The sequence below is a fragment of the Flavobacterium sp. LS1R10 genome (assembly GCF_003968825.1).
Lineage (GTDB): Bacteria > Bacteroidota > Bacteroidia > Flavobacteriales > Flavobacteriaceae > Flavobacterium.
Map to the genome: position 1 here is coordinate 131,659 of NZ_RYDH01000005.1, position 13,195 is coordinate 144,853.

Annotated in this window: 10 protein-coding genes; 9 read left to right on the forward strand and 1 reads right to left on the reverse strand. The window is 35.6% G+C overall.

Translation table 11 applies throughout. The features are described from left to right. Window positions 1-60: 60 nt before the first annotated feature. The 8 genes from EKL96_RS10520 to EKL96_RS10555 all read left to right on the forward strand — a co-directional run bounded on the left by EKL96_RS10520 (window position 61) and on the right by EKL96_RS10555 (window position 10,821). Window positions 61-825: a DeoR/GlpR family DNA-binding transcription regulator gene (locus tag EKL96_RS10520; RefSeq protein ID WP_126461915.1), complete on the forward strand. Its 765-nt coding sequence runs from the start codon at window positions 61-63 to the stop codon at window positions 823-825. Between the two features lie 341 nt (window positions 826-1,166). Further along, complete coding sequence (gene topA / locus EKL96_RS10525; RefSeq protein WP_126461918.1) at window positions 1,167-3,695, forward strand: type I DNA topoisomerase; 2,529 nt, start codon at window positions 1,167-1,169, stop codon at window positions 3,693-3,695. Window positions 3,696-3,761: 66 nt separating this feature from the next. After that, on the forward strand, window positions 3,762-4,913 hold the full coding sequence (locus EKL96_RS10530; RefSeq protein ID WP_126461921.1) for a formimidoylglutamase: 1,152 nt from the start codon (window positions 3,762-3,764) through the stop codon (window positions 4,911-4,913). A 127-nt stretch (window positions 4,914-5,040) separates the two neighbouring features. Beyond that, window positions 5,041-6,444, forward strand: a complete 1,404-nt coding sequence (gene gldK / locus EKL96_RS10535; RefSeq protein ID WP_126461924.1) for a gliding motility lipoprotein GldK — start codon at window positions 5,041-5,043, stop codon at window positions 6,442-6,444. 41 nt (window positions 6,445-6,485) lie between these two features. Next, on the forward strand, window positions 6,486-7,133 hold the full coding sequence (gene gldL, locus EKL96_RS10540) for a gliding motility protein GldL (protein ID WP_126461927.1): 648 nt from the start codon (window positions 6,486-6,488) through the stop codon (window positions 7,131-7,133). A gap of 46 nt (window positions 7,134-7,179) precedes the next feature. Then, window positions 7,180-8,724 carry a gliding motility protein GldM gene (gldM, locus tag EKL96_RS10545; protein WP_126461930.1) on the forward strand — a complete coding sequence of 515 codons (1,545 nt, stop codon included), beginning with the start codon at window positions 7,180-7,182 and terminating at the stop codon, window positions 8,722-8,724. A 50-nt stretch (window positions 8,725-8,774) separates the two neighbouring features. Continuing rightward, window positions 8,775-9,665, forward strand: coding sequence for a gliding motility protein GldN (gldN, locus tag EKL96_RS10550; protein ID WP_126462161.1), 891 nt, complete (start codon window positions 8,775-8,777; stop codon window positions 9,663-9,665). Between the two features lie 103 nt (window positions 9,666-9,768). Continuing rightward, the gene (locus EKL96_RS10555) at window positions 9,769-10,821 is read left to right on the forward strand and encodes an NAD(P)/FAD-dependent oxidoreductase (protein WP_126461933.1); all 1,053 of its coding nucleotides are present in this window, start codon (window positions 9,769-9,771) and stop codon (window positions 10,819-10,821) included. Between the two features lie 2 nt (window positions 10,822-10,823). On the opposite strand, the gene EKL96_RS10560 is transcribed toward EKL96_RS10555, so the two are convergent. Beyond that, the gene (locus EKL96_RS10560; RefSeq protein ID WP_126461936.1) at window positions 10,824-11,207 is read right to left on the reverse strand and encodes a DUF983 domain-containing protein; all 384 of its coding nucleotides are present in this window, start codon (window positions 11,205-11,207) and stop codon (window positions 10,824-10,826) included. 73 nt (window positions 11,208-11,280) lie between these two features. Between EKL96_RS10560 and EKL96_RS10565 the strand changes: the two genes are divergently transcribed. Then, window positions 11,281-13,188: an ABC-F family ATP-binding cassette domain-containing protein gene (locus EKL96_RS10565; RefSeq protein ID WP_126461939.1), complete on the forward strand. Its 1,908-nt coding sequence runs from the start codon at window positions 11,281-11,283 to the stop codon at window positions 13,186-13,188. The last annotated feature ends 7 nt before the right edge of the window (window positions 13,189-13,195 follow it).

The following is a 13,195-nucleotide window of genomic DNA, read 5'->3' on the forward strand; positions in this document are numbered from 1 at the left end:
CTGTTTTATTTTTTATTTCTAAAAGAATACCTATCTTTATTTCAATATTTAAACAGTAGTATGACTATAATTAATATCAGACAGGAACTAATAATAGAGGAATTAAATCAAAAAGGGTATGTTCATGTGGTGGAGCTGTGCGAAACACACAAGGTTTCGTCCGTAACCATACGGAAGGATTTGAGTTTTTTAGAAAGCAAGAATCTGTTGCATCGTACCCATGGAGGCGCTAGTAAACAGCCCATTTATGCGTTTGAAAGAAATGTAAGTGATAAAGAATTGCTTCAGGTAGAGCAAAAGAAGCTTATCGCAAGAGCGGCTTTGAGTTACATTAATGACAATGATTACATCATTATGGGCTCCGGGACTACGATTCATAATTTATCTAAAGTGATGGGGGGCTTTCAAAAATTAACTGTACTGACTCCTTCGCTTAAAGTTTCTTTAGAGCTCTGCAAACATTCGGAAATTGATACCATTCAACTGGGTGGTGATATTAGAAAAGCATCAACTTCAGTTGTGGGTGCTATTGCTGAAGGAATTTTGAGCCAGTTTTCCTGTAATAAATTATTTATTGGAACTGATGGGCTTCATTTAGAGTTTGGTTTAAGTACTTCAAATGCTATGGAAGCTCATTTGAATCAAGCGATGATTGATGTAGCCGAAAAAGTAATTGTTTTGGCCGATTCAACTAAAATGAATGTCAGGGGTTTTGGTAAAATCTGCAATGTAGAAAAAATTGATGTTTTAATTACCGATGAAGGTATCGATATCGAAACTAAAACGAAACTGGAAGAAATGGGGTTGAATGTCGTTGTTGTGTAAAAGGGCTTCTTTTAAGTTTTAAGTAACAATCATTGTATAATGGGGTGTTTTAAAATTAGAGAAAATGATGGAACAAGTTGATTTTAAGATACTATTGGCTATGTTTTTTATTTTGACTTGACGACTTTTAAACTTTTCACATACTTAATTGCAGTTGGATTTTAGGAAATAGATCATAAAAAGGCAGTATTTTTAATAAAACCGCAGTGATTTATTTTTTTTAAAGTATAGGATTCAAATCATTCAAAACTTGCAACTGAATGATTAAATTGACTTTTAAAATTTAAAAAACTTAAAATTTAAAAAAATCTTCTACTTTTGCCGACATAAACAATCGGAATATGGCAAAGAATTTAGTTATAGTGGAATCACCTGCAAAGGCAAAAACAATCGAAAAATTTCTAGGAGCAGATTTTCAGGTCGAGTCAAGTTATGGGCACATTGCTGACTTGCCGTCTAAGGAAATTGGTGTTGATGTAGAAAATGGCTTCAAACCCAAATACGAAGTTTCTGCTGATAAAAAAGCATTGGTTACTAAATTAAAAGGACTTGCTAAAAAAGCTGAAATGGTATGGTTAGCAAGTGATGAGGATCGCGAGGGAGAAGCTATTTCTTGGCATTTAGCCGAAGAATTAAAATTAGACGCGACCAAAACCAAGCGGATTGTTTTTCATGAAATCACTAAAACTGCAATTCTAAAAGCCATTGATAATCCACGAGAAATTGATTATAACTTAGTCAATGCGCAGCAAGCGCGTCGTGTATTAGATCGATTGGTAGGTTATGAATTATCTCCTGTACTTTGGAGAAAAATAAAGGGAGGGCTTTCGGCAGGCCGTGTGCAATCAGTATCAGTTCGTTTGATAGTGGAACGGGAACGGGAAATTCAAAACTTTAATGCTGTAGCTACGTATTCTGTTGTGGCAGAATTTACTAATGAAACCGGTAAAATATTCAAAGCCAAACTGCCTAAAAATTTCAATACTAAAAAAGAAGCCGAAGATTTTTTAAATAGAAATATAGGTTCTACATATAAGGTAGCCGATTTGGAGACTAAACCTACCAAAAAAACACCAACAGCTCCATTTACCACATCAACATTGCAACAAGAAGCCGCTCGTAAATTGTATTTGCCGGTAGGAATTACCATGCAACTGGCACAACGCCTGTATGAAGCCGGACTGATCACGTATATGAGAACGGATAGTGTGAATTTATCTAAAGATGCGATGGAAGCGGCTCAGGCTGAAATTATTAAATCCTACGGAAAAGAGTTCTCTAAACCTCGAACTTTTGTCAATAAAAGTAAGGGAGCACAGGAAGCACACGAGGCAATTCGTCCTACGGATATGTCCCGTCATACGGTAAATATAGACAAAGATCAAGCGCGTTTGTATGACTTGATCTGGAAAAGAACCTTGGCTTCGCAAATGAGTGATGCACAATTAGAACGTACTAACGTGAAAATTGAAGCGAATAATCATGGTGAAATATTCACGGCTTCCGGAGAGGTTTTGCTTTTTGAAGGTTTCTTGAAAGTATACCTTGAAGGGCATGATGACGATGAAGAAGAGCAGGAAGGCATGTTGCCGGCAATGAAAGTCAATGAAAAATTACAAAACAATTACATCTCAGCAACCGAAAGATATTCTAGAGCGCCTGCAAGATATACCGAAGCTTCATTGGTAAAAAAATTAGAAGAGTTAGGAATTGGTCGTCCGTCTACCTATGCGCCAACAATTTCTACGATTATCAACAGGAATTATGTAGAAAAAGGAAATCTGGACGGGCAAGAAAGAAATTACGTGCAATTGATGTTGCAATCCGGAAAAGTAGCAGCGAAGGTGCTGAAAGAAAACACCGGATCTGATAAAGGAAAATTAGTTCCTACAGATATTGGAACAATTGTTACGGATTTCTTGGTAAAGAATTTCGGAAATATTTTGGATTATAATTTCACTGCAAAAGTCGAAGAGGATTTTGATGAAATAGCGGAAGGAAATATTGAGTGGACTAAAATGATGCAGGAGTTCTACGATAAATTTCACCCTATAGTGAAAGATGTAGAGGCCAATGCAGATCGTGAAAGCGGGGAGAGAATTCTTGGAACCGATCCAAAAACAGGAAAGCCGGTTTCGGTTCGTTTAGGAAAATTTGGACCAATGGCTCAAATTGGTGCCGCTGATGATGAAGAAAAAAAGTTCGCGAGTTTGATGAATGATCAAAATATTGGGAACATCACTTTAGAGGAAACGCTGAATCTATTTTTATTGCCAAAAAATCTTGGAGAATATAAAGGCGAAGAAGTTGAGGTAAGTAATGGTCGTTACGGCCCTTATATTCGTCATGGTGCGGCTTTTGTTTCTTTGCCAAAAGGAGAAAATCCACTGGATGTTGATTTTGAAAGGGCTCAGGAATTAATCGACGAAAAGGCTATTGCCGATGCTCCAATTGCCGTTTATAAAGGCGAAGGTGTTCAAAAAGGCGTTGGTCGTTTTGGTCCTTTTATCAAATGGGATGGCTTGTTTATTAATGTAAGTAAGAAATATAATTTTGATGATTTGTCTCAAGCTGATATAGAAGCATTGATTGAAGATAAATTGCAAAAAAATATCGATAAAGTATTGCATAATTGGGAGGATGAAGGTATTCTGGTCGAGAAAGCCCGCTGGGGTCGCTCTGTAATCACCAAAGGAAAACTCAAAATTGAATTGAGTAAAGACGTAGATGCTGCCAAATTAACATTGGCGGAAGTCCAAGAAATGATTGCCAAAAAAACGCCTGCTAAAAAAGTAGCCGCCAAAAAAGCACCAGCAAAGAAAGCAGCTGTCAAAAAAACAGCCGTTAAGAAACCTGTCGCAAAAAAGTAATTAGTCACTAATTCCGGTTTCATCGCTCTTTGTTAAGAGTTGTGATTAAGGGAAAAAAATATAAAAATGGAATTTGATTTTCTAAAGCCCGTTGATGATGAAATCCTGGAATATATAAATGGATTGACTTCACAGCAACTGGGCGGTAAAATTGTGTTGCATACCCAGGAACAATTCCCTGATTTAAACAAGATTAAAATTGCCGTACTAGGTGTTTTAGAAAACCGAGGCAATGCCAATGCGGTGTCCACTGTTGATTTACTCTCGGTTAGGAAAGAATTATATGGATTATTTCCTGGAAACTGGGATGCATCTATTGCTGATTTAGGTGACATTCTTGCTGGAAACTCTACGGAAGATACCTACTTTGCCTTAAAAAAAGTAACAGCAAGTTTAATAAAAAAGAAGATTATTCCTATTGTTATTGGGGGTTCTCAGGATCTGACCTATGCTTTGTACAGAGCGTATGATGATTTAGAACAGATGGTGAATTTAGTTGCTATCGATAATAAGTTTGATTTTGGAAAAGAGAATGAACAGGCCTCGGCCACTTCTTATTTGACAAAAATAATTATAGACGAGCCGAACAATCTCTTTAATTATTGTAACATAGGCTATCAAACGTATTTTAATTCGCAAGAAGAAATAGATTTGATAGAGAAATTGTTTTTTGATGCCTATCGATTAGGGGAGGTTTCGAATAATATAGCTATATCTGAACCTGTTTTCAGAGATGCAGATGTGGTCAGTATTGATTTAAATGCTGTAAAATCATCTGATTCCGGCAATTTTAGTTCATTTGCACCCAATGGTTTTAACGGGAAAGAAATATGTGCGCTGTCACGATATGCAGGAATAAGTGATAAAGTTTCCGCATTGGGGATCTTTAATCACAATAATTCCGCACAAGAATCAGTGATCATAGCACAAATAATTTGGTATTTCATAGAAGGCTTTCATTATCGCTCGCATGAGTATCCTTTTGGAAGTAAAGAAAACTACTTGAAATATATAGTTCCCATGGAAGAAGAGGATCTTGTTTTTTATAAAAGTGATAAAACAGACCGATGGTGGATCGAAATTCCATTTATTTCAAATGTTAATAATAAATTAAAAAGAAACACGTTATTACCATGTTCTTATGAAGAATATTTAATGGCTTGTAATCAGGAATTGCCCGAAAGATGGTGGAAAGCGCAGAGGAAAAACATCATTTAGGATAATTTTATGCTTATTTATTCTTTTTTTATAAAATAGAGTTTGTTTAGTTTAAAAAAATTGTTTTTTTAAAAAATAATAAATAGGTTTACACCCTTAAAAATAATGAATATATAACCAAATTTATATGAAGAAGTTCATTGCATTTACGTCAATTTTGACCCTTTTAATTGGCTGTGGTAAATCAAGCGACAGAGGAGAACTAGTTGGTATTAATGGAGGGAAATGGCATCCGGAAAAACCTCTTGGAATGGCATTAATCCCAGGTGGCGCTTTTATAATGGGTAAGTCAGATGCTGATTTAGCCAATGTAGAGGACGCTCCAACAAAAACAGTTACGGTTCGCTCCTTTTATATGGATGAAACGGAAATTACCAATAGTGAATACCGTCAGTTTGTAGAGTGGGTAAAAGACTCTACAATGAGGGTGAGATTAGCAATTATGGCAGACATGAGCGGACAAACAGCTGATCCAACAGCTGCTAAGGGTAAAAATTCAGGAAGTATAGGTGACTTTGCTTTTAATGATTCGGATCCAGAGAAAATGACAGCCTATGACAAATACATGTATGATAATTATTATAGTGTAGGAACCGCTGACGATCCTTATGCCGGTAGAAAGCTGAATAAAAAAGTAAAATTAATAATGGATACGAAACTATATCCGGATGAATATTATACTGAAGTAATGGATTCTATGTATTTGCCAATAGAAGAATCATACAATGGTCTTCGCACTATTGATGTTAATAAATTGAAATTCCGTTATTCTTGGATGGATATTCAGGCTGCTGCCAAAGCAAAAGACGGAAGACGAAAAGACTATATCAAAACCGAAGAAATAAATGTATATCCCGATACTAGCGTTTGGATTAAAGATTTTGCCTATTCCTACAATGAGCCAATGCATAATGATTATTTTTGGCACAAAGCCTACGGAGATTATCCTGTGGTAGGGGTCAAGTGGACTCAAGCGAAAGCATTTTGCGCCTGGAGAACATTATATAAAAACAGCCATATCAAATCAAAAAAGAAAGGACAAGACTTAATCAATTCTTTTCGATTGCCAACCGAAGCAGAATGGGAATATTCAGCCAGAGGAGGTTTAGAATCTGCTACTTATCCTTGGGGAGGGCCATATACTAAAAACGACAGAGGTTGTTTCTTGGCAAATTTCAAGCCCAACAGGGGCGATTATGCAGCAGATGAAGCCTTGTATACTGTTGAAGCAAAATCGTATGAACCAAATGGTTATAATTTGTATAATATGGCAGGAAATGTTTCGGAATGGACCGATTCTTCATATGATCCAAATGCGTATGAGTATGTATCGTCAATGAATCCAAATGTTCAGGATACTTCAAATAAACGCAAAGTACTGCGCGGTGGTTCATGGAAAGATGTTGCTTATTTCCTACAGGTAGGTACAAGAGATTATGAATATGCTGATTCAGCCAGGAGTTATATAGGTTTTAGAACCGTTCAGGATTACATGGGAGTTCAAACTACCGGAATCGGAAAAAAGAGATAATTAAAACAAACCAAATCTATTCATTTTTTAAAAACACTATTATGGCATTATTAAGTAAGAAAGCAATGAATTTCGCATACGGCATGGGAGCTGCTGTTGTAATCATAGGCGCACTATTCAAAATCACCCATATTGAATTTGGTTTTATTACAGGAAATTTAATGCTAACTATAGGTCTTGTTGTAGAAGCAGCCATTTTTGCGCTTTCTGCCTTTGAACCGGTTGATAATGATTTGGATTGGACTTTAGTATATCCGGAATTAGCTAACGGTCAGGCTAAACCAGCAACTAAAAAAGTAGAAACACCATCTGATGCACAAGGATTGTTGTCTCAAAAATTAGATATGATGTTAAAAGATGCCAAAATTGATGGGGAATTAATGGCTAGTTTAGGTAATAGCATCAAAAATTTCGAATCAGCAGCAAAGGGAATTGCCCCAACAATAGATTCTATTACATCTACTAAAAAATACAGCGAGGAGTTGACTTTGGCTGCAGCCCAAATGGAGTCATTGAACAGTCTGTATAAAATACAATTACAAAGCGCCTCCAGAAATGTACAAATTAATGAAGAAGTTGCTGAAAACAACCTAAAATTAAAAGATCAAATGCAGTCATTGACTTCAAACCTATCCTCTTTGAATAATGTATATGGTGGAATGCTTTCTGCAATGAATAATAAAGGATAATTAGTTTCAAACTATAAAAAAATATTAAACTAATTATTTAGAAAATATGGCAGGAGGAAAACTAACCCCTAGACAGAAGATGATTAACCTAATGTATTTGGTTTTCATCGCAATGTTAGCATTAAATATGTCCAAAGAAGTGTTGTCTGCTTTTGGATTAATGAATGAAAAATTTGAAGGGTCAAACGCTTCAGCTCAACAATCAAACGCTCAAATGTTAGCTGGATTAGATGCGAAAGCAGCGGAAGCAGGAGGCGAATTTGCTGCAGCGGCCATAACAGCTCATAAAGTAGAAGTGATAACAAAAAATTTTTACGATTATATTGGACAAATAAAAGCGGAAGTTTTAGTAGGAACCGAAGTGGATCCGGAGACGGGTAAACTACCGTATGAGGCTATGGACAAAGGAGATAATATTGATAATTTATGGTTCAGTCCCGCAGGTTACTCCGCTAAAGGAAAAGAAGTTATTTCAACAGTTGAAAAGTATAAATCGGACATGAAGTTGGCTTTGGGTGATAATAAAAAATTAGCGCCAATTTTATCTGAAGTTCAAGCTAAGTTTAGTTTGGCAGATGTTAAGAATAAAGACGGTATAGCGATACCTTATTTAGATTATCATTTTAAAGGCTTTCCAGCAGTTGCTTCTTTAGCTAAACTATCTGCTTGGCAGAATGATGTTAAAAAAGCAGAATCAGATGTGTACAGTACGGCATTAGGTAAAGCGGCGGTTGCAGCGGCATCTTACAGTAATTATCAAGCTATTGTAGTATTGGATAAAAATGCTTATTTCCAGGGCGAACAGGTTACAGGTAAAGTAGTTTTGGGACGTTATGACGAGAATACCAAACCAACAAGTGTTACTGGTGCTAGATTAGATCCGGCTACGGGACAAGCTAAGATTGCTTTAACAGCTGGTGGTGTAGGTGAACAAAATATTGCAGGACAATTTACGTTTGTAGAGGATGGTAAAACAATCCCTTTAACATTCGCTGGAAAATATGTTGTTGTGCCAAGACCTAATTCTGCAACAATTTCAGCAGATAAGATGAATGTCGTTTATAGAGGCGTATCCAATCCTATGACTATTTCCTTTGCAGGTATTCCGGATAATGCTGTTAATGCTTCTGCTCCAGGTTTATCAAAGGTAGGCAACGGTAAATACGTTATGAATCCTGGTGGTGGTAATGAAGTTATAGTCAGCGTATCAGGAAAAATGTCTGACGGAAAAGTGGCTACTGATAAAAAAGTTTTCAGAATCAAAGGTATTCCGGGGCCAGCTGGAACTATTAGGGGAGAAATGGGAGTGGTCAAAGGTCCTAAATCAAACTTAGAGATAGCTACAATCGGAGCTAAATTAGTTGATTTTGATTTTGAAGTTGGTTTAAATGTAGTTGGTTTTAATTTAAAAGTTACCGGACAGCCGACAGTAGTTGTATCAGGAAACAGATTAAATGCACAATGTAAGGCCGTATTATCAAAAGCAGGAAGAGGTGATCAAGTGACCATTTCTGAGATTAAAACCAAACTTGTTGGTGCAGGAAGCTACTTATTGCCAAGAACAGCTCCAGTAATTTTTGAAATACAATAATTAGTACGTTTTTATATAAACCTACTTCAATATCTTATAATGATACTATGATGAATGTAAGAAATTTTTTAATCGCTATAGTCTGTTCCACAGGAAGTCTTGCTTCGGTTGCACAATCTAATTTGCTTAATGCAAAAACTCCTGACGAAATAGGTCTAAAATCTGATGCACAATTAATTTCAGATAACGATAGGCCTTTGTCCTATGGATATGTGCATGATAGAGATGTTTTAATGGGAAAAACAACCTGGGAAATAATCGATTTAAACGAAAAGATTAATTTTTCATTGTATTTTCCTGTAGATACTGCAAATATTGGTTCGGATAGACGTTCGTTATACGATGTGCTGACTAAAGCCATAAAAAGTGGTGAATTAACAGAAGTGTATACAGATAGTTATTTTAACACTAAAAAATCATTTAAAGACATCCAAGCTTCATTAACTCGAATAGATACTACAGACGCCGGTAGAGAACAAATAAATGCAGGGAATCAAATATCAGAAGAGTATATTCTGAGACAGGATCTTTCTGCTCAGGACGTAACACAGTATAAAATTAAGGGGTATTGGTATTTTGATAAAAGGCAGAGTGAATTAAAGTATCGTTTATTGGGTATTTGTCCAGTGACTCCGGATGTTTATACGATGAATAGTGATCAAAAAGATTATATTGAGTTGTTTTGGGTGTTTTTTCCAGCAGCAAGAGATGTGTTGCATGATGCTAAAGCATTCAATGATAAAAACTCAGCGATGCCGATTTCATTTGATCAAATCTTAAATTCAAGACGTTTTAATAGTTTTATTTACAAAGAAGAAAATGTTTATGGAGACAGATCCATTGAAGAGTATATGAAAGATAATGCCCAGAATCAGTTGTTAGAATCCGATCGAGTGAAAGAGAAAATTCGCAATTTCGAATCTGATATGTGGAATTATTAATTTCAGTTTTTTTTACTATAAACGCAAAACTCTTACTGTGATGGTAAGAGTTTTGCGTTTTAATGTATTTACTTTGTCTTTAGTTTAAATTATATTTCTTCAAATGATTGATTATTTAATAATTGGTTCAGGTTTAGCGGGTATTTCATTTGCAGAGGTTGCGCTGCGAAATGATAAAAGTATTTTAGTACTGGATAATAATTCTCAAAATTCTTCAAGAATCGCCGGGGGGTTGTATAACCCTGTTATTTTAAAACGATTCAGTGAGGTTTGGCAGGCACAAGAGCAATTAGTCTTGATGAATGAATTTTATGCGCTGTTGGAAAAAAAATTAGAATGTACCGTAGATTTTAAGAGACCTATTTTGAGAAAATTTTTCTCCGTCGAAGAACAGAATAATTGGTTTATAGCTTCGGATAAAATAAAGTTAGCGCCATTTTTATCCACAAAATTGATTTTTGAGAAATTTTCTGGAATTGATTCTCCCTTTGGATACGGAGAAGTTTTGCAGACGGGTTATGTTGATACCGCATTGTTGTTGCGTAAATACAGAGACTATCTTATCCATAATAAGATGTTTCAGGAGGAGTCTTTTGATTATGAGGCGCTTCAGGTTGACTCAAATGGTATTCGGTACAAAGACATTCAAGCGAAACATATTGTTTTTGCCGAAGGCTTTGGAATGCATGGAAATCCTTATTTTAATCATTTGCCATTAGACGGTACAAAAGGGGAGCTTTTTGTCATTAGAGCACCTAATTTGCGTTTAGATGTGATCGTCAATACAAGTGTCTTTATTTTGCCTCTTGGAAATGATTTGTTCAAGGTAGGAGCCACTTACAATTGGAAAGATAAAACAGATTTACCTACTCCAGAAGGAAAAACGGAATTAGTGGAAAGAATAAAAGAGATTATTACTTGTGATTTTGAAATTGTGGCTCATTTTGCCGGAGTTCGCCCCACGGTAAAAGATAGAAGACCACTCGTAGGAACACATCAAAATTATAATTCAGTACATATTTTGAATGGTTTGGGCACACGAGGAGTTATGTTAGGTCCTGCAATGGCAAAAGCTTTATTTGACACTATTGAAAATAAAATTCCTTTAGACACTGTAATTGACATCAATCGATTTGTATCTAAAGGAAAAAAATAGTGTTATTTTTTATTTAATTTGTGATCATACGAAACAAACATGTTGATGTAAATATTCCTTGCCCATCGCAAAACAAAAGGGAATAAAATAACCAGTGATACTATTATTGCAAGGAATGCAACTTTTAGACTGGATTCGAAGAGAACAAAAGAGATGACAAAAGCAGCAATTCCTATTGCTACATTTAATCCGTAACTAACGTACATAGCGCCATAAAAAAAAGAAGGTTCAATTTGATATCTTAAACCACAATGACTGCAATTTTCGTGCATTTTCAATATTTTGTTTAGATGTAACGGATTTTTATCTAAATACATACTCTCATTCTGACATTTAGGACAAGTTCCTGTTAAAATGCTATATAATTTGGATCCTTTTTTTAACATTTGCAAAAAATTTAATTTTTCCTTTTTTGGAGTTACAAATTTACGCATTCAAAAAGGAATAAAATCACAATACATGCTTAATATACACAATTTATCCGTTTCATTTGGTGGTTCCTATTTGTTTGAAGAAGTTACCTTTCGATTGGGTGCCGGAGACCGCGTGGGTCTTGTAGGAAAGAACGGAGCGGGGAAATCGACCATGCTTAAAATGTTAGCAAAAGATTTTGCTCCAGATTCAGGTGTTATTTCTCAAGAGAAAGACCTTCGTATGGGATTCTTGCGTCAGGATATTGACTTTGAACAAGGAAGAACGGTTCTGGAAGAAGCATATGAAGCGTTTACAGAGATTAAAATTGTAGAGAAAAAGCTCGAAGAAATCAATCACTTATTGGTTACCAGAACGGATTATGAAAGTGATGAATACAGTCAAATCATTGAAGACTTATCGGATTACACCCATCGTTTTGAATTATTGGGCGGTTATAATTATGTGGGGGACACGGAGAAAATTTTACTTGGTTTAGGATTTAAAAGAGATGTTTTTGATAATCAAACCGAAACTTTTTCCGGTGGATGGAGAATGCGTATCGAATTAGCCAAGTTATTATTGCAGGCCAATGATGTTTTGCTGCTGGATGAGCCCACGAATCACTTGGATATTGAGAGTATCATTTGGCTGGAAAGTTTTCTTCGCAATTATCCCGGTGTGGTGGTAATTGTTTCGCACGATAAAATGTTTTTAGATAATGTGACAAACAGAACAATCGAAATTTCCCTTGGTAAAGCCTATGATTTCAATAAACCATATTCTCAATATTTAGAATTGCGTCATGAGATTCGTGAAAAACAATTGGCTACGCAAAAAAATCAAGCAAAAAAAATAGAAGAAACAGAGAAATTAATCGAAAAATTTCGTGCCAAAGCCTCTAAAGCCTCCATGGCACAATCGATGATTAAAAAACTTGACAAAATAGAACGTATTGAAGTAGATGAAGATGACAATTCCGTTATGAATATTACTTTTCCAGTTTCGAAAGAACCGGGACGAGTAGTTATAGAAGCTGAAAATGTGACCAAAAGCTACGGGGACAAAACGATTTTGAAAGATATCAATCTATTAGTAGAGCGTGGAAGTAAAATAGCATTCGTAGGACAAAACGGGCAAGGAAAATCAACTTTTATTAAGGCTATTGTTGACGAATTCGAGTATAAAGGAAATATCAAGTTAGGACATAATGTACAATTGGGGTATTTTGCACAAAATCAGGCTGAATATCTGGATGGCGAAATCACTTTGTTGCAAACGATGGAAGATGCGGCGGCAGATACGAACCGAATGAAAGTACGCGATATGCTGGGTTCTTTCTTGTTTCGTGGTGACGATGTAGATAAAAAGGTAAAAGTCCTTTCCGGAGGCGAAAGAAACCGTTTGGCGTTGTGTAAATTATTGTTGCAACCTATTAATGTTTTATTGATGGATGAGCCTACTAATCACTTGGACATCAAATCGAAGAATGTGTTAAAAGCCGCTCTTCAAAAATTTGGCGGTACTTTATTACTGGTTTCTCACGATAGGGATTTCTTGCAGGGCATGTCAAATTTAGTATATGAATTTAAAGACCAAAAAATAAAAGAATATTTAGGGGATATCAACTATTTTTTAGAACAACGCAATATGGAAAACATGCGTGAAGTAGAAAAAAAAGAGGCTCAGAAAGTAGCATCACCTAAAGAAAGCAATAAAGCATCATACGAAGATCAGAAAAAAGGAAAAGCATTACAAAACAAGTTAAGCAAGATCGAAAGCCAAATCAAGCAATTAGAAAAAGACATTCAGCAAGATGATAAAATGCTGGCTTCTAATTATGATAAACATATTGAGGATGCTAAGTTTTTTATGGCGTACAATAAGAAAAAGGCTGAGTTAGACAAATTTCTTTTAGATTGGGAAGCTGTTCAGGAAGAAATTGATACTGTGTAAAAAAGAA